Raw genomic sequence first — 22,258 nt, 5'->3', positions numbered from 1 at the left:
CGCCCATCGCAATACACACACCTTCCCTCACCACGATCCGAAACGCCGACGGGCCGCTCTCTCCGAGAGCGGCCCGTCGGCGTTTCGCTGTTGGCCAGCCCGCCGCGGCCGCCTTACCGCGAAGTCATCTTCCCGCGAGCGTCCCGTAACCGCTCCCGCGCCATCATCCTCGAACCGCGCGTGGCCCATCGCCCACGCGGACGAAGCCGGTGACGGATCTCGCGCCCTCCGAGTCCTCCGCGCGCCGCTTCGGGACGGGTCGAGGTCCGCGGCCTCGGCCCGTCCACCACGACGGGGGAGGGGAGCGGCTTGACCATGTTGATGGAGATACGTTCCCCCGACCCGCGCGGCGCGCTATGGAACGGGGCCATGCGACTGCTGATCATCGAGGACGACCGCGAGGCGGCTGCCTATCTCGTCAAGGCGTTCCGCGAGACCGGACACGTCGCCGACAGCGCGCATGACGGCCTCGACGGGTACGCGCTCGCCCGGGAGGGCGAATACGACGTGCTGATCGTCGACCGGATGCTGCCGAAGCTCGACGGGCTGTCGCTGATCCGGTCGCTGCGCGAGCAGAACGTCGCGACCCCGACCCTGATCCTGTCGGCGCTGGGTCAGGTCGACGACCGCGTGAAGGGCCTGCGCGCCGGCGGCGACGACTACCTGCCGAAGCCCTACGCGTTCTCCGAACTCCTGGCGCGCACCGAGGCACTGGCCCGGCGGCAGGTCGGATCCGGCGCCGCGGAGGAGACGCGCTACCGGATCGGTGACCTGGAACTCGACCGGCTCTCGCACCGGGTGACCCGAGCCGGCCGCGAGATCCCGCTGCAGCCGCGCGAGTTCCGGCTCCTCGAGTACCTGATGCGGCACACCGGACAGGTCGTGACGCGCACCATGCTGCTCGAGCATGTCTGGGACTACCACTTCGATCCACAGACCAACGTCATCGACGTCCACGTCTCGCGCCTGCGCAGCAAGCTCGACAAGGGCTTCGCGTCGCCGATCATCCACACGGTTCGGGGCGCCGGCTACGTGCTGCGCTACGACGAGGGCGCGGCCGGGTGAGCGAGGTTTGGACCGACGCGCCGATCGCCCGCGAGACCGCGGCGGCGCGTTTCCAGAAGCTGTTCCGCACCACCGCGTTCAAGCTGTCGCTGGCCTACCTCGCGATCTTCGCCCTCTGCGCCTTCCTGGCGCTCGGCTACGTCGCGTGGAACGCCCGCGCGGTGCTCGACGACCAGATCGTCTCCACGATCGACGCCGAGATCAACGGGCTGTCGGAACAGTACAATGCCGGCGGCCTGCGGCGGTTGATCACCGTGGTGGAGCGGCGCTCCCGCGAGCCCGGCGCCTCGCTCTACCTCGTGACCACGGCCGGCGGTGACCATGTCGTCGGCAATGTCGGCTACGTGCCCGCCGCCGTGCTGGCGACGCCGGGCCAGAGCGAGACGCGCTACGGCCGCAACGACGCGGATGCCGAGGCGCACCGAGCGATCGTGCGGGTCTTCACCCTTCCGGGCGGGTTCCGCCTGCTCGTCGGGCGCGACACCGAGGAGCGCGACCGGCTGCGGGCGGTGATCGGGCGCGCCTTCATCACCTCGCTCGCCGCCGTCGTGATCCTCGGGGTGATCGGGGGCTGGCTGGCGGCGAGCCGGGTGCTGCGCCGCGTCGATGCCATGACCCAGACCACCCGCGCGATCATGGCCGGCGATCTCGACGACCGGCTCCACGTGGCCGGGAACGGCGACGAACTCGACCGTCTCGCATCGAGCCTCAACCAGATGCTGGAGCGCATCGGCGAGCTGATGCGCGGCATGCGCGAGGTCTCCGATAACATCGCCCACGACCTCAAGACGCCGCTGACCCGCCTACGCAACCGTGCCGACGAGGCCCTGCGCCGCGCCTCCACGCCGGAGGAGCTGCGTGCGGCGCTGGAAGCGGTGATCGAGGAGGGCGACGGGCTGATCCGGGTGTTCAACGCCCTCCTGATGATCGCGCGGCTCGAGGCCGGATCCGCTCGGGAGATCCTCGTGCCGCTGGATCTAGGCCAGACGGTCCGGAGCGTCGGCGAACTGTACGACGCGCTCGCCGAGGATCAGGGGCTGACGCTCGCCGTGCACGCGCAGGACGAACTCACGATCGCGGGCAACCGCGAGCTGATCGGCCAGGCCCTGGCCAATCTCATCGACAACGCCCTGAAATACGGGGCCGAATCCGCGGGCGCGGAGACCAGCGTGACGCTCGAGGCGTGGCGCGATGGGGAGTCGATCCGCCTCGCCGTCTCCGATCACGGTCCGGGCATTCCCGAGGCGGAACGGGCCCGCGTGCTCGACCGGTTCGTGCGCCTCGAGGACGCCCGTTCGCGGCCGGGCTTCGGGCTGGGCCTCAGTCTCGTCAACGCGGTCGTGCGCCTGCACCACGGGAGCCTGCGGCTCGCCGATAACGGGCCCGGCCTGCGGGTCGAGATCGCGTTTCCGGCCACGCCGCGCCCGCAGCCGGCCGCCGGTGACATCGTGCCCGCACCGCCTCCGCGCGACCCTGTGCCGGCATCCCCTTCCCGCGCTACTTAGGTCGCGACCTGTCCCACCGCGAGCGTGCCGTCCCCGACCGTTCGGCCGGGCGCCCGCGTCCCAGGAGGCTCCATGACTCTCAAGACCAAGACCGCCCTCGTCACCGGCTCGACCAGCGGCATCGGGCTCGCCATCGCGCGCGCCTTCGCGGCGGAGGGGGCCAACGTCGTCCTCAACGGGTTCGGGGACGCGACCGCCATCGAGGAGACGCGGGCCGGGATCGAGAGCGCCTACGGGGTCAAGGCCCGCTACTCGGCCGCCGACATGAGCAAGCCCGACGCGATCGCCGCCATGGTGCGCGAGGCGGAGGAGACCTTCGGGGCCGTCGACGTGCTGGTCAACAATGCCGGGATCCAGTTCGTCTCGCCGATCGAGGAGTTCCCGGCCGAGAAGTGGGAGCAGATCATCGCGATCAACCTGTCCTCGGCCTTCCACACGATGCACGCGGCGATCCCGGGGATGAAGACCCGGGGCTGGGGCCGGATCATCAACACGGCCTCGGCCCACTCGCTGGTGGCCTCGCCGTTCAAGTCGGCCTACGTGGCAGCCAAGCACGGGATCGCGGGCCTGAGCAAGACGGCGGCTCTGGAACTCGCGCCCCACAAGATCACGGTGAACTGCATCTCGCCGGGCTATGTCTGGACGCCGCTCGTGGAGGCGCAGATCCCCGACACGATGAAGGCCCGCGGCCTCACCAAGGAGCAGGTGATCGAGGACGTGATGCTGAAGGCGCAGCCGACCAAGGAGTTCGTTACCGTCGACCAGGTGGCCGCGCTGGCGGTGTTCCTGTGCTCCGACGCGGCGAGCCAGATTACCGGCGCCAACATCAGCATGGACGGGGGCTGGACCGCGCAGTAGCGCGACCGGCCTCGACAGGCCCGCCTCGTCCGAGGGCCGGCCCCGCCCGTGCCGGGCGGGGCCGCTCCCGGTCAGCGGCGGCCGTGGACCAGCAGGGCGAGACCGTAGCCCACCGCGCCCGCGATCAGCAGCGCGACCAGGGGATTCTCCTCCACCCGGGCGCCGACGGCGCTGCGCCCGTCGCGCAGGTACGAGCCGCCCCGCTGGTAGACGTCCTCCGCGACGTCGCCGGCGCGCTCGTAGGCGTCGCTCGCGTAGTCACCGGCCCGGTCGGCGATGTCGCGGGCCTTGTCCTTCACTTGGCCGTAGACGTTCTGAGCCTGGCCCTGGGCCTCGCGGAAACGTCCCTCGACCGAGTCGCGGTTGGAGCTCGCGAAGTCGCCGGCCGCGCCCTGAACCTTGCCGACAGCCTCCTTGGCGCCGCCGACGATCCGATCCGTATCCACCATGGCACTCTCCTGGACGTGAGCGCGGCGTCGCGACACCGGCGCCGCTCGTTACGCCGTCGTCCACCGAACGCGCGAGATGGCGTTTGTGCCCCCGATCGCCACGAAATTGTGCGCCTCGACCCGCGATCGCGGCGGCGGAGCGGGTCAGAGCCCGATCAGCTCGGCGATGGCCGCCGCGCCGGCGGCCGGAGAGGTCTCGCCCCGGGCGACGCCGGCCTCCGCCTCGGCCGTGCGGCGACGGACCTCCGGGGAGCCGACGAGGCGCTGGTGCAGGCGCTCGTCGACCAGCGCCCACATCCACTTCACGTCCTGGGCCCGGCGCTTCGCCTGGATCTCGCCGGTCGCCGTGAGCTTCTCCCGGTGGTCGACGATCTTCGCCCACATCGCGTCGAGGCGCAGGTTGTGGAAGCCCGAGATCGTGACCACCGGCGGCGTCCAGGTGGCCGAGGCCGGGGTCAGGATGTGCAGCGCCGCCCGGTATTCCGAGGCCGCCGCGTTGGCGCGCTGCTCGGCCTCTCCCGCATCGGCCTTGTTGACCGCGATCATGTCGGCGAGTTCGAGGATGCCCTTCTTGATGCCCTGCAGCTCGTCGCCCGCCCCGGGCAGCATCAGCACGAGGAAGAAGTCGGTCAGGTCGGCCACCGCCGTCTCCGACTGGCCGACGCCGACCGTCTCGACGAGGATCACGTCGAAGCCCGCGGCCTCGCAGAGCAGCATGGTCTCGCGGGTCTTGGCCGCGACGCCGCCGAGCGTGCCCGAGGAGGGGGAGGGGCGGATGAAGGCCTTGGGATCGTGCGACAGCCGCGCCATCCGGGTCTTGTCGCCCAGGATCGAGCCGCCGGTCCTGGAGGAGGACGGGTCGACCGCGAGCACCGCCACCTTGTGACCGGCCTCCGTGAGGTTCGAGCCGAGGGCGTCGATGGTGGTCGACTTGCCGACGCCGGGGACGCCGGTGATGCCGACGCGGATCGCCCGGCCGGTCTCGGGTAACACTGAGTCGATCAGGTTCGCCGCCAGCGCCCGGTGATCGGCGCGCTTGGATTCGGCCAGCGTGATGGCCCGGGCCAGAGCGGCGCGGTCGCCGCGCAGCAAGCGCTCGCGGAGACTCTCGATGTCGATGGACGGCGTCATGCTCCCTTCATGGCCGCGGCGACGGCCGCCGTCGAGGGGGAGAGCATCGGGGTCGGGGGATCGCCGGCCTGTGTCCCGTCCACCACAAGCCCGGCCGTGCCCGCTATTCACGCCGCGTCGCGGCGGTCGTGCCCCGCGATGGTCACGATCCTGGGCAACGGAAGGCGTCCCGCCCGAGCGTAACCGGATCATGTCGAGCCAGATCGTCTCACGCCGCATCCTTCTTCGCTTCGGAGCGCTCGCGGGCGCCGCGGGTCTCGCCCCGTCGCTCGGCGCCTGCGTCACCGACGACCTCGGGTCCGGGGCGGCGCTGCCCGAGAAGCAGTCGGCCCTCGACGTCATGCCGGTGCTGCTGGTCGCCACGACCCGCAAGCCCGTGGGCAACCCGCCCCGGCCGCCGTATTTCAGCAGCGACCGCGGCCGCGGCCTGAGCTTCGCCGAGGTGCGCCTGTCACCGCCCGACCGCTCGCTGCTCGGCAAGGTCTCGTCCGTCATCACCGGCGACTGGACCATCGGCGCGGTTCCGAAATCCGAATCCGGACCGGGCGCCGCCGAGGCCTTCGCCCAGGCGGCCCTCGGACGCGACGTGCTGATCTACGTCCACGGCTACCGCGAATCGTTCGAATCGGCCGCGGTCAGCGCCGCCCGGCTCTCGGACGGGATCCGGTTCCGCGGCGTCTCCGGCCTGTTCACGTGGCCGTCGGCGGCCGCGACCCTCGATTACAATTACGATCGCGAGAGCGCCCTCTGGTCGCGCGACGCCTTCGAGGACCTGCTGAAGGCGCTCGCCGCCTCGCCGAGCGGCGGCCGCATCAACATCGTCGCGCACTCGATGGGCACGCTCCTCACCCTCGAGACCCTGCGGATGCTCCGCGCCGAGGCGGGCGAGGCGGCGATGTCGCGGATCGGCGCCGTGGTGCTGGCCGCCCCCGACATCGACTTCGACCTGTTCTCCAACGGCGTCGCCCGCATGGGACCCGACGTCTCGAAGATCACGGTGATCTCCTCGACCAACGACCGGGCGCTCGAGCTCTCCGCCGCGCTGGCGGGGGGCGTGCGCGCCGGCGCCGCCGATCGCGCCAAGCTCGAGGCGCTCGGCGTGCGCGTCGCCGACGCCTCCGATTACGGCGGCGGCCTGATCAACCACGACCTGTTCCTCTCGAACCCGGACGTCCAGGGCGTGGTCAAGCGCGCCATCGCCCGCGGCGCCGGCGTCTGACGCTCACCCGGTCCGGGTCGCCATGCTCTGCGGCGGCAGGGGCTCCTCCGGCAGGACCGGCGCGTCGCCCGAGGCGTCCAGGTGGTCGATCCGGTCGGCCCAGACCCGGAAGCCCACCAGGGGATTCGGTCCGAACGTGTGGGTCAGCGGCACGTCCGCGGCGTCCCGGCCGTACGCGACCATGACCCGGCCGATCCGCGGGCTGTTGTTGCGCGGGTCGAACACGTGCCAGGCGCCGCCGAGGTAGACCTCCATCCAGGCCGCGAAGTCGCCCGCCGGGTGCGGCTCGGGCTCGCCGATGAAGCTGATATAGCCGGTGCAGTACCGGGTCGGGATGTTCAGGGCGCGGCAGAACGCGACCGCCAGGTGGGTGAAGTCCCGGCAGACGCCCCGCCCGCCCGCGTACGCGTCCGCGGCCGTGCGGTCGCGGTGGGCGAACTCGTAGCCGAACGCGATGTGGGCGTGGACGAAGTCGCAGACCGCCTGCACCCGGGCCCAGCCGGGCTCGGTATGACCGAAGAGACGCCACGCCTCGTCGGCCAGCAGGTCGGATTCGCAGTAGCGGCTGGGGAGCAGGAACACGATCGTCTCGGCCGGTAACTCCTCGATCGCGTGCTGCGCGGCATCCAGGTGCGCCGGATCGGGCCTCCCGCTGTCGCGGATCACGGCGTCGGTCCCGACGGTGAAGTTGCCGGCGGGCGCGGTCAGCCGGCCGCACAGGTTGCCGAAACCGTCGCGGTAGATCGCCACCGGGACAGGCGGATCGGTCCGGAGCGTGTCGGGCGCCTCCAGGGCGGCCGCCCCGGAGGGATGCACGTTGAGCATCACCACCATGGGCACGGGGTAGGGGAAGGCGTAGCGCATCTCGCAGCCGAGCCTGATCCGCATGCGCGGGTGATCCTTCGTGTTCGAGACTGTGGCCGCCCCGATGGGCGCAGGATCCGTGCCGCGCCGAATCGTGCGGGTCGGGCCGCGACGGGCTTGGCGGCCGTCCGCTTCACCCCTACAGCATCCCCGCGCGACGCTCGTGTCAGACGGACGAAACCGAGACGTTTCTTCCCGGGGCAGCGCGTCGCACCCGTGCGCTAGCCCGCGGACCGGGCGCGCCTGAGGACGGTTACGAGAGGGATGCCGGCCATGTTCACGCTCGAGATCGACGGCACCGCCGTTGCGGTGATCAACAGCGACGAGGCGTCCGCCAAGGACCTCTTCACCTGTGACGGCTTCAAGGAAGACATCCGGACCATGACGACCGGCGGGAAGCCGGTCTGGAACGGCACGTCGGCGCTCACGGTCCGGGCCGCCACCGAGGACGAGGTCGAGATCTTCGAGGACGCCCTCGCCGAGGACGACGGCGAGGGTGATTTCGTCGAGGATCCGCGCCACACCGGGACCGATTCGGACGACGAGGACGAGGCCGACATCGTCTTCCTCGTGGATATCGACGAGGACGAGGACGAGGCCGACGCCTGAGCGCGGCTGAACCTGACCGCCTCCCGGGAGGTTTCCGATCCGATCTGGATCGGAAACCGGGAGGACGGCATGGCTGACAGCAGACGGATCGTCGACGCGCTCGTGCGGTCGAGGCGCGGCGGGCTCGCCGCCGGTGCCGCCCTCGGCGGACTGGCGCTGATCGGCGGCCTCGCCTACCGGGCGCTGCGCGGGGCGCCCCCGCCCGAGGCCGGGGGCCCGGACTTCACGAAGGTCGACGAGGACGAGGCCCGGCTGATGCTGCGGGCCATGGTGGCGGCCACGACGGCCGACGGGATGGTCGACGCCGCGGAGCGCAGGCGCCTCGACGCCGCCGTGGCGGAGGCGGGCCTCGATCCCGACGGACGAGCCTGGCTCGAGCGCGAGCTCGCGGACCCGGCCGACGTCGACGCGATCGCCGACCGGGTCGCGGATCCCGACGCGGCGGCGCGGATCTTCGCGGCGGCGCGACTCGCCATCGAGCCCGACACACTCCAAGAGCGTCAGTTCCTCAAGATGCTGGCCGAGGCCCTCGACCTGCCCGCGGAGGCGGTCGAGCGTGTCGAGCGCGACATCGGAGCCTGACTGGCAACCTGCCCGAAGGGCGGATCTCCCACGGCGGCCGAGCTTCGTGCTAGGCTCCCGCGCGACGACGGGTCCGGAGGACGGCCCGCGCGCGGGAGGACGGGACATTTCATGGCAGGACTGTCAGTGCCCGCGCCCGGGCGCGCCCGCCGGCGGGCCTGCGCGCTGGTCGCAGCCATGCTGATCGCCGGCGGCTCCGCGCGCGCGGCCGATCCGGCCGCCGGCCCCCTGACGATCGCCGAGCAGGGCAGCTTCTTCGTCGGCGGCCGCGACGTCCAGTCCGACACGCTCTCGACGCTGCCGGCCTACGCGCCGTCGGGCACGATCAGCGTCGACCAGATCTACGTCCGCTATCAGGTCCCGGTGAATGCCGGACGGCCGCCGCTGGTCCTGATCCACGGCTGCTGCCTCACCGGCAAGACCTGGGAGACGACGCCCGACGGGCGCATGGGCTGGGACGAGTATCTCGTCCGGCGCGGCTTCCCGACCTACGTGATCGACCAGGCCTGGCGCGGCCGCTCGGCGGCGAGCCCGGCCCAGATCAACGCCGTGAAGACGGGGCAGGCCGACCCCAAGACGCTGCCGGCCGTGTTCTCGGCCGGGCGCGAGCCGGCCTGGGCGATCTTCCGGTTCGGGCCGGAATACCCGAAGGTGTTCCCCGGCATGCAGTTCCCCCTGGAGGCCCAGGGCGAGTTCTGGAAGCAGATGGTCCCGGACTGGTCGGCCGCCCTGCCGGTGCCGAACCCGACCGTGCCGGCCCTGTCGGAGCTCGCCAAGCGGCTCAAGGGCGCGGTGCTGATCTCGCACTCGCAGTCGGGGATCTACCCGTTCCAGACCGCCGCCCTCGATCTGACCGGCCTGCGCGCCATCGTGGCCATCGAGCCGGCCGCCTGCCCGGACCCGGCCAAGGACGACCTCGCGCCCTACAAGGACCTGCCGATCCTCGTCCTGTTCGGCGACTACGTCGACGCCTCGCCCCGCTGGGCGCCGCGGCTCAAGCAGTGCCGCAGCTTCGTGGCGGCCGCCAACGCCGCGGGCGGCAAGGCGGAGCTGATCCTGCTGCCCGAGATCGGCATCCACGGCAATTCGCACATGCTGATGCAGGACAAGAACAGCCTCGACATCGCCGACTGGCTGGTCGGCTGGATCGACAAGCGGGCGCCCGGCAAGTCCTGAGGCGTGCCGGTCGAACCGGTGTGCGTTCAAACGGTTCGGTCGCCACAACCGTCACCGCGAGCGCAGCGAAGTGACCCAGGGCTGCCCAGCTTCGGCGGTCGTCGCGGCGACTGGATCGCTTCGCCGCCCTCGCGAGGACGGCGGCGCGGATGATGGCGTCCCTGCCGAGGTCGGCGACGGGGCGTCTTCTCAGCCCGGCCTGTGCGTGCTGAGGAACGTGCCCATCCGCTCCAGCGCCCGCCGGATGTTCTCGGCCGAATTGGCGTAGGACAGGCGGAGGTAGCCCTCGCCGTGGACGCCGAAATCCGGACCGCCGATCACCGCCACGCCCGCTTCCTCCAGGAGGGTCGAGGCCAGGGCCTTCGCCTTCCAGCCGGTCCGGGCGATGTTCGGGAAGGCGTAGAACGCACCCTTGGGCGCGATGCAGGAGACGTTCGGCAGGGCGTTCAGCCCGTCGACCACGATCGCCCGGCGCCGGTCGAACTCGGCGACCATCTCGGCCACGCAAGCCTGCGGTCCGTCGAGCGCCGCGATGCCGGCCCACTGGGTCGCCGCGTTGACGCAGGAATGCGCGTTGACCGCGAGCTTGCGCGCCGCGTCGTAGAGCGGCTTCGGCCAGACCGACCAGCCGAGCCGCCAGCCGGTCATCGCGTAGGTCTTCGACGCGCCGTCGAGGTAGACCAGCCGGTCGCGGATCTCGGGATATTTCAGCAGCGAGTGGTGGGTCTCGCCGTCGTACGTCATGGTGCCGTAGATCTCGTCCGACAGCACCGCGACGTCGAGGTGCTCGGCGAGGCCCTTCACCAGGGCGTCGATCTCGGCCTTCGGCGTCACGCCGCCGGTGGGGTTGGCGGGCGAGTTGACGATCAGCAGCCGCGTCTTCGGCGTGATCAGCGCCAGGGTCTCGGCCGCCGAGAAGGCGAAGCCGTTCTCCTCGCGGATCGGCACCGGCACGGGCGTCGCCCCGGTGAACTCGATCATCGAGCGGTAGATCGGGAAGCCGGGGTCCGGATACAGGATCTCGGTCCCGGGCGCGCCGAACATCAGGATCGCCATGAACATGGTGACCTTGCCGCCCGGCACGATCATCACGGAATCCGGCGAGACCTCGACGCCGTGGCGGCGGTGAATGTCGCGGGCCACCGACTCGCGGAGCTGCGGGATGCCGACCGCCGGCGTGTAGCCGTGGTGCCCGTCGCGCAGGGCCTTGATCCCAGCCTCGACCACGTGGGCGGGCGTGGGCATGTCCGGCTGGCCGATGCCGAGGTTGATCACGTCCCGCCCCTGCGCGGCGAGGGCCTGGGCCCGCGCCAGAACCGCGAAGGCGTTCTCCTCGCCGATGCGCGAGAAGGCCGGGACCACGTGCAGCATCGCGCCCTCCGGGCGGTGGGACGTCAGTGCTTGGACCGCTCCGAGAGCTTCATCGCGCCGAACGACATCGCCGCGGCGATCGCGCCCAGGATCACGAAGGTCTTCACGGAGGCGTAGAACAGGTCCGGGTTGATGCCCTCATCGGTGTAGAGCACGAGCCCGATGGCCGCGAGCGGCAGCGAGATGAGGGCGAAGAGCGGGACGAGCGGGTTCATGTTCGGCACTCGGGATCCGGCGCGCGGCTGACCGCGGCCCTGGGAAAGCGCCCCTGCATATCACCGTGCTGCGAAGGTTGGGACCCCGCGAGCTGCAGTTTTTCGCCGGCTCGCCCGAACGCTCATGGATGCGCAATCATTTCGCGCAACAGTGGCGTCTCCGGGAGGGCGGACACGTATGCGTTGGGCATCGGTCGATTCGAAAGGCAAGGGAGCGGGGAGTTCAGGCTCCAGATCCTCCAGCGTCGAGACGCTGGCGCTCCATATCGGGCGGCTGCTGCGACATCCCGCCTACCGGCGCGAGTCGGTCGTGAGCCCGCTCCTGCGGCGCCACCTGCCGTTCGAGGCCGGCTACGCCTGGAACGGCGAGGCCGGCCTGCGCGCCCGGCTGACGAGCGCCGCCCTCGACGAGGCGAGCATGGATCACCTGATCCGCAACGTGCAGGCCGAGTTCCTGCGCCTGCGCCGGCCCGCCGATACCTGAGCCGGATCCGGCTCAGGCCGGGACCCGGACGGTGGCCCGCAGGCCACCCAGCGGGCTGTCGTGCAGGGTTATGTCGCCGCCGTGGGCCCGGGCGATGTCCCGGGCGATCGACAGGCCCAGCCCGGAGCCGCCGGCATCCTGGCGCGCGTCATCGAGCCGCACGAACGGCTTGAACACGTCCTCGCGGCTCTCCGCCGGAATGCCGGGCCCGTCATCGTCGATCGAGACGAGGAAGGTCCGGGCCTCCAGCCGGCCGGAGATCGCCACCGTCTCGCCGTAGCGAACGGCGTTGGCGGCGAGGTTGAACAGGCAGCGCCGGAAGGCGCCGGGCCGCACCGTGACCTCTGGCGCGCCGGCGAGATCGACCGCGGAGACGTGGGCGCCGAGGCGCTCGACGTCGGTCCGCAGGTCCTCCAGCAGGGCGCGCATGTCGGTGGGCGTCGCGGGCTCGGCCGAATCGCCCCGCGCGAAGGCGAGGTAGCCCTCCAGCATCCGGCTCATCTCGTCGACGTCGCGGCTGAGATCCTCGATCTCCTCGGTCTGCTCGATCAGCGCCAGGGACAGGCGGAACCGGGTCAGGATGGTGCGCAGGTCGTGGCTGACGCCGTTCAGCATCGTCGTCCGCTGCTCCATCGCCCGCTCGATGCGCCGCTTCATCTCAATGAAGGCGTGGCCGGCCTGACGCACCTCGCGGGCGCCGCGGGGCCGGAACTCGATCTCCCGCCCCTTGCCGAAGCCCTCCGCCACGGCGGCGAGCCGCAGGATCGGCTTGATCTGGTTGCGCAGGAACAGGATCGCGACGCCGAGCAGCACCAGCGACGAGCCGATCATCCACACGAGGAAGATGTGCGAGTTCGACGCGTAGGCCTGGCTGCGCCGGGCGGTGATGCGCATCACCCCGTCGGGGATCGCCACGCGGATCTCGATCAGGTTCGAGCGCCCGACCGTGTCGATCCAGAACGGTCTTCGGATCTGGCGCTTGATCTCGTCGGACAGGGCCTCGTCGAGGATCGAGAAGAACGGGCGCGGGCCCGGGGGCGGCAGCTTGGCGCCCTTGAGGATGTCGAGGTCGAGGTTCAGCCGCTCCCCGGCGATGCGCGCGAGGGTCTCGGCATCCTTGTCCTGCGGGTAGCTCTCGTAGATGTCGATCAGCGCGGCGACGTCCGCCGTGACCGCCGCCGACAGGCGCTTGGTCACGAGCTGCCAGTGCCGCTCCATGAAGGTGTAGGCGATCACCGACTGGAGCAGGACCACCGGCGCGATGATGATGATCAGCGAGCGGGCGTAGAGGCCCTTCGGCAGGACGTCGCCGATCGCCCGGCTGACACGCTTCCACAGGCGGCGCGGGGGCGAGCGCGGCGGCTCCTTGCGGAGCGCCCGGGCGAGGGCGGGATCCGGGGCGTTCATGGGGCTGGGCGCCGGGGCCGGGCCCATCGGGCGAGAGGGGCCTCGGTTTCAGCGAAACGTCCACCCCACGCCCTCATCCTGAGGGGACCGCGCCAGCGGGCCTCGAAGGAGGGCTCCAGGGGGCGCGCGGCCGGCTGGAGGGCTCCTTTGAGGCCTCCGCTGCGCTCCGGCACCTCAGGATGAGGCTGTGGTTTGGACATGCCGGACACTAATCGGGGCGCCGTCTCCGCGAAAGATCGTGGGTGCAGAGTATGGCCGACCGACGATCTCGGCCAATGTTTCCTGACGCGCCCTTCGGCATGAGGGCTTCTTGCACCGCGGCACGCGGGCCATACCTGTGAGGGGCGGGGGGCGCCCGCCGGCCGGAAGTCCACGAGGCCATGCTCAGCACAGACACAGACATCCTCTCCGCCGCCCAGTCCTGGCGGCGCGACGGCCGCGCCGTGGCCCTCGCCACGGTGATCGAGACCTGGGGCTCGGCCCCCCGACCGGTGGGCAGCCACCTCGTGGTCGACGGCGAGGGCAATTTCCTCGGCTCCGTCTCCGGCGGCTGCGTCGAGGGCGCGGTGATCACCGAGGCGATCGAGGTGATCGAGGCGGGCGTGCCGCGCGTCCTCGAGTTCGGCGTCGCGGACGAGACCGCGTGGCGCGCCGGCCTGTCCTGCGGCGGCCGGATCCGGGTCTTCGTCGAGCGGGTCGACTGATGCGCGGCGATGTCCTGGCGGCGCTCAACGACGCGCGGGCCGCGCGCCGCGCCGCGATCCTCATCACCGACATCGCCGACGGCGCGCAGCGCCTCGTCGGCGAGGACGCGATCGCCGCCGATCCCCTCGCCGACGTGCTGGCGAAGCACCTCGCCTCCGGCAAGAGCGGCCTCGTCGAGGCGGACGGGCGGACCCTGTTCCTCACCGTGCAGGTGCCGCCGGTGCGGCTCGTGGTGGTCGGCGCGGTCCACATCTCGCAGGCCCTGGCGCCGATGGCCGCGGGGCTCGACCTCGCGCTCACGGTGATCGACCCGCGCACCGCCTTCGCGACCCCCGAGCGCTTCCCCGGCACCGCGCTGGTCGCCGAATGGCCGGACGCCGCCCTCGGGACCAGCGTGCCGGTCCTCGACCGCTACTGCGCCCTCGCGGCCCTGACCCACGATCCGAAGATCGACGATCCCGCGCTGAAGGCGGCGCTGACGGCCGAGTGCTTCTACGTCGGCGCCCTCGGCTCCCGGAAGACCCACGCGGCGCGCGTCGCGCGGCTCACCGAGGCCGGCTTCACGCCGGCGCAGATCGGCCGGATCCGCGCGCCGATCGGCCTGCCCATCGGCGCCGTGAGCCCGGCCGAGATCGCCCTGGCGGTGCTCGCCGAGCTCGTCGCCGCCCTGCGCCGCGTGCCCCGCCCGGAGGTCGCGTGAGGTTCGGAACCGTCCCGGTCGCGGACTCGGCCGGGCTGATCAGCGCGCACACGGTGCGGCGGGCCGACATCACCCTGCGCAAGGGCGCCGTCATCGCCGCGGAGGCCGCCGCCGGCCTGGCGCGGGCCGGCCTGTCGGAGATCGTGGCGGCCACGCTCGAGCCCGGCGACGTCGGCGAGGACGCCGCCGCGGCGCGGCTCGCCGCGCGCCTGCGCGGGCCGAACCTGCGCGTCGAGGCGCCCTTCACCGGCCGCAGCAACCTGTTCGCCGAGACGGCGGGGGTGCTCACCCTCGATCCGGCCCGGATCGACGCGGTCAACGCCGTCGACGAGGCGGTGACGGTGGCGACGCTGCCGCGCTTCCGGCCGGTGGTCGAGGGCGAGATGGTCGCCACGGTGAAGATCATCCCCTACGCCGTGCCGGGCGCCGTGCTGGCCCGGGCCTGCGCGGCCGCGGAGGGCGACGTCCTCGGGGTGGTGCCGTATCGCCGCCGCCGGGTGGCCGTGGTCTCGACGCGCCTGCCGAGCCTCAAGGAGACGACGATCGACAAGACCCTCCGGGCCCTGGCCGACCGCCTCGCGCCCGCGGGCGCGGCGATCGTGGCCGAGACCCGGGTGCCCCACACCGCCGCCTCCGTGGCGGCGTCCCTGGCGGAGATGATCGATCGCGCCGGGGCCGACCTCGTGGTGGTGTTCGGCGCCTCGGCGATCGCCGACCGGCGCGACGTCATCCCGGCCGGCATCGCGGCGGCGGGCGGCCGAGTCGACCATCTCGGGATGCCGGTCGACCCCGGCAACCTGCTCCTCGTCGGCGCCCGCGGCGGCGTGCCGGTGATCGGCGCGCCGGGCTGCGCCCGCTCGCCCAAGGAGAACGGCTTCGACTGGATCCTCCACCGCCTGCTGGCGGACCTGACCGTCACCCGGGCCGACATCGTCGCCCTCGGCGTCGGCGGCCTGCTGATGGAGATCGTCTCGCGCCCGCAGCCCCGCGCCGGCGGCGCGGCCGCGGCGGACGAGCCGGATCCGGGGGCGGAGGACAGGGATGCCTGAGATCGGCACGATCCTGCTCGCCGCGGGCCTCGGCAGCCGGTTCGGCGCCGCGCCGAAGCTGCTCGCGCCCCTCGACGGGCGGCCGCTGGTGCGCCACGCCGCGGAAGCCGCGCTCGGCGCCCGTGCCAGACCGGTGGTCGCCGTGCTCGGCGCGCACGGGGCGGCGGTCCGCGACGCGCTGGCGGGGCTCGACCTCGTCCGCGTCGACAATCCGGACTACCGCTCCGGCCTCGCGAGCTCGCTGCGCGCCGGCCTCGCGGCGCTGCCCGCCACCTGCACGGCCGCCATCGTCGTGCTGGGCGACATGCCGCGCGTCACCGCCGCGCATCTCGACCGCTTGGCGGAGGCCTTCGCGGAGGCGTCCGCGGGCGCCGCGGAGCCGCCTGCGGCCGTGGTGCCGGTGCAGGCCGGCCGGCGCGGGAACCCGGTGCTGCTCAACCTGCGCCGCCTCGGCCCAGACATCGCCCGCCTCGCCGGCGACCACGGCGCGGGGCCGCTCCTGAGGGGGCGGCCGGACGTGCTGGAGATCCCGGGCGACCCGGCGACCGCCCTCGACGTCGACACGCCGGACGCGCTGGCCGCTCTGGGCGATCAGCGCCCCGCCGCGTCGCGCCCGCGCGCGGCCTTCGCCTCGGCCCGGCACCGGTCCGAGCAGTAGCGGACCTCGTCCCAGACGCGCTCCCATTTCTTGCGCCACGCGAACGGGCGGCCGCACTGGGCGCAGATCTTCTCCGGCAGATCGCCCTTGCGGCGCATCGGCGGCATCGCGGCTCCTCCCGGCCTATCCGGGCCGGCGCGCGTCGGGGCCGGTCCCGGCCGCCCGGCGCAGGCGCGCGTCCAGGACGTGGGCGAGGCCGAGCATGATCGCGATCCCCCCGACATTGACCGCGATCTGCAGCGGCCAGGTGGGGTCGAAGGTCCGGTAGAGGATGCGGCCGATCAGCGCCGCCAGGCACCCGGCGGCGAAGATCTCCAGCGAGTGCCGCCCGCAGGCGTCGACGAGGCGCAGCCGCCGCCACCGGCTCGCGCGGGCCACGGCGGGCGCGCTGAACAGCAGGTAGGCCAGCGCCAGCATGTTGATCAGGCGCAGGGGCGCGACGTGGCTCTTGTCGGGCGGCCCGATCGCCAGCGGCCGGAGGTCCGGAAGCCCCCACTCCGCCCAGGACCCGCCCTGCAGGAACGCGAAGGCGAGGTAGGCCGTGGCCGCCGCCACGGCCCATCCGCGCCGCGGCAGCAGGCCGTCATGGGCGCGGACCGTGACCGCGAGCGCCGCGCCGATCACGAACAGGAACTGCCACGCGAAGGGGTTGAAGTACCACCCGTCATCCACCGCCGCGGCGTTCGGGAGGTTCAGCTGGTGATCGACGTTGGCGGCGAGCCAGAGGGCGCCCGACAGGCCCAGTACGCCCCAGATCCCGCGCCGCATCCCGAGATAGATCAGCGGGAACAGCGCCAGCAGCAGGATGTAGAGCGGCAGGATGTCGAGGTAGTTCGGCAGCGCGTTCAGCGCGAGGCCGCGCAGCAGGCCCGGCAGGAGACCCATCTGCAGCAGCGGCGCGACGCCGAATCGCGGCGTCAGGCCGGTGAGGTCCATCCAGATCCGGACGATGACCAGGGTCGCGAGCAGCAGCCCGGCCTGGAACAGGTAGATGCGCAGGCAGCGCTTGGCGATGCGCGTGAGCGCCGTCCGGATCCCGGCGCGCCGGAACAGCCCGCCGTAGGCGATCATCGACGAGTAGCCGGCCAGCAGCACGAAGATCTCGGCCGCGTCCGAGAACCCGAAATTGTGCAGCGTCAGCAGGGCCGGTGCGTTGCGCGGGATGTGGTCGATGAAGATCGTGAGGAGCGCGAGGCCGCGCACCACGTCGACCCGCGCGTCGCGCGCGGGCTTCGCCGGCCGTGCCTCCGCGGGCGGTGGGGGGAGCGCCCGCGGTTCCGCGGCGCCGGGCCGTTCGAGATCGTCGAGGCGCGTCACTCAGCCCATCACCGTGGCGCTCTCCGTCCGGACGCGGAGCGGCCGGGGCCGCGGTGCAACCATAGCGCGCCGGCCGCCCGAGGCCCCGCCAATCACGCGCCTTTGTTCGGATGTGCACAACGGCGGGGTCGCACCGATGATCCGCCCGTCGCGGCGGCCGTTGGCCGCGCCGCCCCCTCGCGTCGCGGCAAGGCGCGGTATAGACGCGGCCGACGATCCCGGTTCCCGGCGCCCGCGCCGGCACGGGGCGCGTCGCTGGGTTCGTGGCAGGGTTGAGGGCAAGGGGCATGCGCGTCCTCGTCACCGGAGCGGGAGACTATCTCGGCCGCCGCCTGCTCGAGGCGCTGCGTCGGGACCTGCCGCCGGGCAGCCCCATCCTCGGCCTCGACCGGAGCCCGCCACCGTCCCTCGACGGCGTGACGCTGAGGGCCGTGGACCCGTTCGACGCGCGCGAGCTCGCCGAGACGGTCGCGGCCTTCGACCCGACCTGCGTGTTCCACCTCGCGGCGCTGGCCTCGGTGGCGCAGTCGAGCGAGACGCCGTCCTACGCCTGGCGGGCGGAACTGCTCGGCACCCTCAACCTCGCCGAGGCGGTGGCGCGGACCCGCGCGGCGCTGGTCTTCCTCAGCTCCACGGTCGTCTACGGCGAGGTGTTCCGCGCCTGCCCGCGCCCGGACGAGAGCGTCACGCCGCGCCCCGACACGATCTCGGGCCGGACCAAGAACGCCTGCGAGTACATCCTCCGCGACGTGCTGGCGAATGCCCGGATCAAGCATCTCGTGCTGCGGCCGTCGAACTACATCGGGGCCGGACAGAGCGAGACCTTCGTGGTCGCCTCCTTCGCCGGTCAGATCGCCCGCATCGAGCGGGGGCTGGCGCCGCCGAGCCTGGAGGTCGGCGACCTCTCGGCGGGGCGCGATTTCCTCGACGTGGCCGACGTCACCGCGGCGTGCCTGCGCGTGATCGCCCGGATCGACGAGCTGCCGGACGGCGGCATCTTCAACGTGGGATCGGGGGTCGTCACACCGGTCTCCGACATCCTGGAGACGCTGCGCGGCCTGACGGAGGCGCGGTTCGACCTGCGCGTCGCGCCCGGCCGGGTCCGCCCGGCGGGCGTGCGCAGCGAGGGCTGCGACCCCGCGGCCTTCGCGACCGCCACCGGATGGGCCCCGGCCATACCGCTCGCGCAGAGCCTGGCGACGATACTGGCGGAGGCGCGGGCGCGCCTCCGGTGATCCGTTACCGGGCAGAGGTGACGGCAACGCCCTCGGACGGGCGCGCGGCTCCGGAACGCCGGCGGCGCCCCGGAGCCGCGACCGGTCTCAGCGCGAGAAGCGCTTGTACTTGATCTTCTTCGGCATGATCGAATCCGCCCCGAGCCGGCGCACCTTGTCGGCCTCGTAGTCGGAGAAGTTGCCCTCGAACCACTCGACGTGGCTGTCGCCCTCGAAGGCCAGGATGTGCGTGGCGATGCGGTTCAGGAACCAGCGATCGTGGCTGATGATGACCGCGCAGCCGGCATAGTCCTCCAGCGCGTCCTCGAGGGCGCGCAGGGTCTCCATGTCGAGGTCGTTGGTCGGCTCGTCGAGGAGCAGCACGTTGGCGCCGCCCTTCAGGGTCCGGGCGAGGTGCACCCGGTTGCGCTCGCCGCCCGAGAGGGTGCCGACCTTCTTCTGCTGGTCGGGTCCCTTGAAGGCGAAGGCCGCGCAGTAGGCGCGCGAGTTGATCTCGCGTTTGTTGAAATAGATGATGTCGTTGCCGCCCGAGACCTCCTGCCAGACCGTGGCGTTCGGGTCGAGGGCGTCGCGCGACTGGTCGACGTAGCCGAGCTTCACGGTCTCGCCGACCTCGATCTTGCCGTTGTCGGGCTTCTCCTGGCCGGTGATCATCTTGAACAGGGTGGTCTTGCCGGCCCCGTTCGGGCCGATCACACCGACGATGCCGCCCGGGGGCAGCTTGAACGACAGGTCCTCGATCAGCAGCCGGTCGCCGAACGCCTTGCTGAGGTGCTCGAACTCGATGACGTTGTTGCCGAGCCGCTCGTCGATCGGGATGACGATCTGCGCGGCGGCATCGACCTTGTTGTTCTGCTTGGCGACCAGCTCCTCGTAGCGGGTGATGCGGGCCTTCGACTTGGACTGGCGCGCCTTCGGCGAGGCGGCGATCCACTCCTGCTCGCGGGCGATGGAGCGCTGGCGGGCCATGTCCTCCCGGCCCTCCTGCTCCAGGCGCTTCTGCTTCTGGACCAGCCACGCCGAGTAGTTGCCCTCGTACGGGATGCCCTTGCCGCGATCGAGCTCCAGGATCCAGCTCGTGACGTTGTCGAGGAAGTAGCGGTCGTGGGTCACGATCAGGATCGCGCCCGGGTACTGGCGCAGGTGGCCCTCCAGCCAGTTCACCGTCTCGGCGTCGAGGTGGTTGGTCGGCTCGTCGAGCAGCAGCAGCTCCGGCTCCCACAGGAGCAGGCGGCAGAGCGCGATGCGGCGGCGCTCGCCGCCCGACAGGGTGGCGACAGGCTGCTCGTCGCTCGGGCAGCCCAGGGCCTCCATGGCCTGGTCGACCTTCGAGTCGAGTTCCCAGAGACCCAGCGACTCGATCCGGTCCTGGAGCTCGGTCATCTCGTCGGCGGTCTCCTCCGAGTAGTTCATGGCGAGCTCGTTGTAGCGGTCGAGCATGGCCTGCTTCTCGGCGACGCCCTCCATCACGTTCTCGCGGACGGTCTTGTTGGGGTCGAGCTGGGGCTCCTGCGGCAGGTAGCCGACGCGCGCGCCCTGCGCGACCCAGCCGTCGCCGGTGAACTCCTTGTCGATGCCCGCCATGATCTTCAGCAGGGTCGACTTGCCGGCGCCGTTGATGCCCAGCACGCCGATCTTGGCGTCCGGGTAGAAGGACAGGTTGACGCTATCCAGGACCTTCTTGCCGCCGGTATAGGCCTTGGTCAGGCCCCGCATGTGGTAGATGAATTCGCGAGCCATCGCGGATCGTCCTCGGCGCGTTGTTCGGGACCGCGCGGATCGTGCCAGCGGCACGGGGCAGGCACCGGGCCTCAGCACCCGTCCTGGACGCGCGTCCCTACGATATAGGAATGACCCTCTCCGAGTATCAGGCCCGCCGGGACGCGGCAAGGACGCGGCAAGGACGGGCCCGCCGCCGGCGGGCGCCGGAACGCTCACGCGAAGGGGTTCTTGACCGTTCCCGGCGGCGCGTCCGGCACCTCCGCCACCGCGTCCGGCAGGTCGGACGCCTCCAGGGCCTTCACGATCGCGTCCAGCGTCTCCCGGAGCAGCCTGGCCTGCTCCAGGCCGGTCCGGTCGCGGGTCAGGTCGAGAGACCCGTGCAGGGCGATGCGGTCCTTGCCGTTCTCGAAGCTCAGGGCGCCGACGGAGCGCACGCCGGCATCGTCGGCGAACGGCGCGAAGCCCCGGGTGTTTGGGCTCTCGCTGTCCCGGCTCTCGCTGTCCGGGCTCCCCCTCTTGGGCCGGGCGCGTCGCTTGTCCTCGGGCATCGGGTCCTCTCAGAAGAACGTGCGCAGGAAGTCGCGGACGAGCTTGCGCAGGGCGCGGGTGAGTTCGCGCTCGAGCCAGTCCTGCCAGGTCTGCTCGTGCCGGGGCCGGCGCTCCTCCGCGCGGGCGGAGGCCTGGGGATCCGGCAGCCCCATCGCGGTGGCCCGGGCCGCGGGCGGCAGGCCGGGAAAGACGTCGATGCCGGCTTCCTGGCGGAGATCGTCGATCGACAGGGCGCGCCAGTCCTTCGAATCGTCGTTCCGGGCGAGGTAGGCGCCCGCCTCGCCGCGGGACGGGTCGTAGACGGCCTTGAACAGCTGCGTCGGGACGAGCACGCCGCCCTTGATCTGCTGCACCGCGTCGCCCGCGAAGATCACCCCGGTGACGACGAACAGCGCGCCCCGGCGGGTGGCCAGGCGCCGGGTGCTCTCCTCGATATCCGCCCAGAGTCCCCGGTTCAGGACGCGGTTCTGCGGCACGATGTTGGCGAGGCTGAACGACTCGGCCTGGGCGGCGAGGGTCGGCATGTCCCCGGCCGGCGCGAGATGGCCCCGGTCGAACCCGCTGCGGACGTAATCCTCCAGCGCGGCGCGCTGATCCTCTGGCAGGCGCGTCTCCTCGTGGAAGGAATCGTCGCGGGCCACCGCCCGGGCCGCCGCGACGCTGGCGCGGGTGAGGTGCTCGGCGGCGTAGAGCGGCGTGCGCGTCACGCCCGAATGCAGGACCGCGAAGGCCTCGAAGCACAGCGGGACCGCGCGGACGGCGAGCTTCGGATTCGTGAGGACGGGCGTCTGCCCGTCCGCGAACAGGGCCGGACAGGAATCCTGGGCTCGGACCGGGAGCGGGCCCAGCGCGAGGGTGAGGACCGCGGCGGCGAGCGTCGGTGCCCGCATCACCAGCAGACGCGGACCCGGCGGACGCCCTCCGGGGTCGGGCGGTCCCGCCACGCGCAGGGCCGGCCGACGCTGTTGCTGAACGGGCGGGCATCGCGATCGGGACCGCCCGGCGCGACCCGCGCCGGGCAGTCGCCGAGGAAGTTGCAGAGGAAGTCAAGATTGCCGTCCGGCGGCCGCGGCTGGGCGTAAGCTTGGCCGTGACCCGTAATCGCGAACATGAGCAGGATTGTGCACAGACGAGCCGGATTCAAAGGCGAACCTCTTGTGGCGTTAAGGGCACGTGACTGAAAAAAACGCCGGCCCGACATTGATCGCGCCGCCGATCGTCCGTAACTGGCACTATCATGACAGCGACGGACGGGCGGGTTCTAGCATGAACGCGTGTCCCCGGGCTGCTGGCGTCGCGGTTGCCGAGGGCCCGTGACGGAGCCGTCGCCATACTCGAACGAACGGATGCGAGCATTGGCACTCTCCCCTGAGCAATCGGCGTTGCTG

Annotated in this window: 25 protein-coding genes; 13 read left to right on the top strand and 12 right to left on the bottom strand. The window is 72.0% G+C overall.

The genetic code is table 11. From position 1 onward, the window contains the following. The first annotated feature begins 369 nt into the window (after positions 1 to 369). The 3 genes from ACLBYG_RS30520 (at position 370) to ACLBYG_RS30510 (ending at position 3,428) form a co-directional block, all read left to right on the top strand. Positions 370 to 1,065: a winged helix-turn-helix domain-containing protein gene (locus ACLBYG_RS30520; RefSeq protein ID WP_447683948.1), complete on the top strand. Its 696-nt coding sequence runs from the start codon at positions 370 to 372 to the stop codon at positions 1,063 to 1,065. After that, positions 1,062 to 2,570 carry a HAMP domain-containing sensor histidine kinase gene (locus ACLBYG_RS30515; protein WP_056532973.1) on the top strand — a complete coding sequence of 503 codons (1,509 nt, stop codon included), beginning with the start codon at positions 1,062 to 1,064 and terminating at the stop codon, positions 2,568 to 2,570. Before ACLBYG_RS30520 ends, ACLBYG_RS30515 begins: the two co-directional genes overlap by 4 nt. Before the next feature lie 72 nt (positions 2,571 to 2,642). Further along, entirely contained in the window at positions 2,643 to 3,428 is a 786-nt protein-coding gene (locus tag ACLBYG_RS30510) for a 3-hydroxybutyrate dehydrogenase (protein ID WP_100253767.1), read from the top strand. A gap of 71 nt (positions 3,429 to 3,499) precedes the next feature. Here the strand turns inward: ACLBYG_RS30510 and ACLBYG_RS30505 are convergent, their stop codons facing one another. Further along, positions 3,500 to 3,877, bottom strand: coding sequence for a CsbD family protein (locus ACLBYG_RS30505; RefSeq protein WP_447683947.1), 378 nt, complete (start codon positions 3,875 to 3,877; stop codon positions 3,500 to 3,502). Between the two features lie 144 nt (positions 3,878 to 4,021). After that, positions 4,022 to 5,008 carry a methylmalonyl Co-A mutase-associated GTPase MeaB gene (gene meaB / locus ACLBYG_RS30500; RefSeq protein ID WP_091683681.1) on the bottom strand — a complete coding sequence of 329 codons (987 nt, stop codon included), beginning with the start codon at positions 5,006 to 5,008 and terminating at the stop codon, positions 4,022 to 4,024. A 190-nt stretch (positions 5,009 to 5,198) separates the two neighbouring features. On the opposite strand from meaB, the gene ACLBYG_RS30495 reads away from it, so the two are divergent. Then, positions 5,199 to 6,227: an alpha/beta hydrolase gene (locus ACLBYG_RS30495; protein ID WP_020096357.1), complete on the top strand. Its 1,029-nt coding sequence runs from the start codon at positions 5,199 to 5,201 to the stop codon at positions 6,225 to 6,227. Between the two features lie 3 nt (positions 6,228 to 6,230). On the opposite strand, the gene ACLBYG_RS30490 is transcribed toward ACLBYG_RS30495, so the two are convergent. After that, complete coding sequence (locus tag ACLBYG_RS30490; RefSeq protein WP_447683946.1) at positions 6,231 to 7,115, bottom strand: transglutaminase-like domain-containing protein; 885 nt, start codon at positions 7,113 to 7,115, stop codon at positions 6,231 to 6,233. Positions 7,116 to 7,364: 249 nt separating this feature from the next. On the opposite strand from ACLBYG_RS30490, the gene ACLBYG_RS30485 reads away from it, so the two are divergent. The 3 genes from ACLBYG_RS30485 to ACLBYG_RS30475 all read left to right on the top strand — a co-directional run bounded on the left by ACLBYG_RS30485 (position 7,365) and on the right by ACLBYG_RS30475 (position 9,458). Next, positions 7,365 to 7,700: a hypothetical protein gene (locus ACLBYG_RS30485; protein WP_056533374.1), complete on the top strand. Its 336-nt coding sequence runs from the start codon at positions 7,365 to 7,367 to the stop codon at positions 7,698 to 7,700. Positions 7,701 to 7,769: 69 nt separating this feature from the next. Then, the gene (locus ACLBYG_RS30480; protein WP_020096354.1) at positions 7,770 to 8,282 is read left to right on the top strand and encodes a DUF533 domain-containing protein; all 513 of its coding nucleotides are present in this window, start codon (positions 7,770 to 7,772) and stop codon (positions 8,280 to 8,282) included. Between the two features lie 111 nt (positions 8,283 to 8,393). After that, positions 8,394 to 9,458 (top strand): esterase, encoded by a 1,065-nt coding sequence (locus ACLBYG_RS30475; protein WP_447683945.1) that lies wholly within the window; start codon positions 8,394 to 8,396, stop codon positions 9,456 to 9,458. Between the two features lie 189 nt (positions 9,459 to 9,647). Here the strand turns inward: ACLBYG_RS30475 and ACLBYG_RS30470 are convergent, their stop codons facing one another. Next, the gene (locus tag ACLBYG_RS30470; protein WP_447683944.1) at positions 9,648 to 10,829 is read right to left on the bottom strand and encodes a pyridoxal phosphate-dependent aminotransferase; all 1,182 of its coding nucleotides are present in this window, start codon (positions 10,827 to 10,829) and stop codon (positions 9,648 to 9,650) included. Between the two features lie 23 nt (positions 10,830 to 10,852). Next, positions 10,853 to 11,044, bottom strand: coding sequence for a hypothetical protein (locus ACLBYG_RS30465; protein WP_026605443.1), 192 nt, complete (start codon positions 11,042 to 11,044; stop codon positions 10,853 to 10,855). Positions 11,045 to 11,222: 178 nt separating this feature from the next. Here ACLBYG_RS30465 and ACLBYG_RS30460 point away from each other — a divergent pair, with 178 nt between their 5' ends. After that, positions 11,223 to 11,528 (top strand): hypothetical protein, encoded by a 306-nt coding sequence (locus tag ACLBYG_RS30460; protein ID WP_026605442.1) that lies wholly within the window; start codon positions 11,223 to 11,225, stop codon positions 11,526 to 11,528. Between the two features lie 12 nt (positions 11,529 to 11,540). Here ACLBYG_RS30460 and ACLBYG_RS30455 read toward each other — a convergent pair whose 3' ends face one another. Continuing rightward, positions 11,541 to 12,935: an ATP-binding protein gene (locus ACLBYG_RS30455; protein ID WP_020096349.1), complete on the bottom strand. Its 1,395-nt coding sequence runs from the start codon at positions 12,933 to 12,935 to the stop codon at positions 11,541 to 11,543. 380 nt (positions 12,936 to 13,315) lie between these two features. Here ACLBYG_RS30455 and ACLBYG_RS30450 point away from each other — a divergent pair, with 380 nt between their 5' ends. From ACLBYG_RS30450 to ACLBYG_RS30435, 4 genes are read left to right on the top strand one after another with little or no spacing between them, the layout of a single operon-like run. After that, a complete protein-coding gene (locus tag ACLBYG_RS30450) occupies positions 13,316 to 13,639 on the top strand; it encodes an XdhC family protein (RefSeq protein ID WP_020096348.1) in 324 nt (107 codons plus the stop codon). Beyond that, the gene (locus ACLBYG_RS30445) at positions 13,639 to 14,340 is read left to right on the top strand and encodes an XdhC family protein (RefSeq protein ID WP_447683943.1); all 702 of its coding nucleotides are present in this window, start codon (positions 13,639 to 13,641) and stop codon (positions 14,338 to 14,340) included. Before ACLBYG_RS30450 ends, ACLBYG_RS30445 begins: the two co-directional genes overlap by 1 nt. After that, a complete protein-coding gene (locus ACLBYG_RS30440; RefSeq protein ID WP_056533002.1) occupies positions 14,337 to 15,389 on the top strand; it encodes a molybdopterin-binding protein in 1,053 nt (350 codons plus the stop codon). The genes ACLBYG_RS30445 and ACLBYG_RS30440 overlap by 4 nt, the downstream gene beginning before the upstream one ends. Next, positions 15,382 to 16,047, top strand: a complete 666-nt coding sequence (locus tag ACLBYG_RS30435) for a nucleotidyltransferase family protein (protein WP_447683942.1) — start codon at positions 15,382 to 15,384, stop codon at positions 16,045 to 16,047. Before ACLBYG_RS30440 ends, ACLBYG_RS30435 begins: the two co-directional genes overlap by 8 nt. Here ACLBYG_RS30435 and ACLBYG_RS30430 read toward each other — a convergent pair. Further along, positions 15,981 to 16,154, bottom strand: a complete 174-nt coding sequence (locus ACLBYG_RS30430; protein ID WP_170855278.1) for a DUF2256 domain-containing protein — start codon at positions 16,152 to 16,154, stop codon at positions 15,981 to 15,983. The two genes, ACLBYG_RS30435 and ACLBYG_RS30430, sit on opposite strands and share 67 nt — an antisense overlap. Positions 16,155 to 16,170: 16 nt before the next feature. Further along, on the bottom strand, positions 16,171 to 17,364 hold the full coding sequence (locus ACLBYG_RS30425; RefSeq protein WP_447683941.1) for an OpgC family protein: 1,194 nt from the start codon (positions 17,362 to 17,364) through the stop codon (positions 16,171 to 16,173). 287 nt (positions 17,365 to 17,651) lie between these two features. Here ACLBYG_RS30425 and ACLBYG_RS30420 point away from each other — a divergent pair, with 287 nt between their 5' ends. Continuing rightward, the gene (locus ACLBYG_RS30420; RefSeq protein ID WP_091981945.1) at positions 17,652 to 18,599 is read left to right on the top strand and encodes an NAD-dependent epimerase/dehydratase family protein; all 948 of its coding nucleotides are present in this window, start codon (positions 17,652 to 17,654) and stop codon (positions 18,597 to 18,599) included. A gap of 87 nt (positions 18,600 to 18,686) precedes the next feature. Here the strand turns inward: ACLBYG_RS30420 and ettA are convergent, their stop codons facing one another. The 4 genes from ettA to ACLBYG_RS30400 form a co-directional block, all read right to left on the bottom strand. Next, a complete protein-coding gene (ettA, locus tag ACLBYG_RS30415) occupies positions 18,687 to 20,339 on the bottom strand; it encodes an energy-dependent translational throttle protein EttA (RefSeq protein WP_447683940.1) in 1,653 nt (550 codons plus the stop codon). A gap of 194 nt (positions 20,340 to 20,533) precedes the next feature. After that, positions 20,534 to 20,869 carry a hypothetical protein gene (locus tag ACLBYG_RS30410; protein ID WP_354456719.1) on the bottom strand — a complete coding sequence of 112 codons (336 nt, stop codon included), beginning with the start codon at positions 20,867 to 20,869 and terminating at the stop codon, positions 20,534 to 20,536. Between the two features lie 9 nt (positions 20,870 to 20,878). Continuing rightward, positions 20,879 to 21,760: a DNA/RNA non-specific endonuclease gene (locus ACLBYG_RS30405; RefSeq protein ID WP_447683939.1), complete on the bottom strand. Its 882-nt coding sequence runs from the start codon at positions 21,758 to 21,760 to the stop codon at positions 20,879 to 20,881. Next, positions 21,760 to 21,981, bottom strand: coding sequence for a hypothetical protein (locus tag ACLBYG_RS30400; protein WP_447683938.1), 222 nt, complete (start codon positions 21,979 to 21,981; stop codon positions 21,760 to 21,762). Before ACLBYG_RS30400 ends, ACLBYG_RS30405 begins: the two co-directional genes overlap by 1 nt. Between the last annotated feature and the right edge of the window lie 277 nt (positions 21,982 to 22,258).

The organism is Methylobacterium sp. D53M (assembly GCF_053345625.1).
Note: the sequence above shows the minus strand (reverse complement) of the source record. Positions and strands in the feature narration are given on the sequence as shown.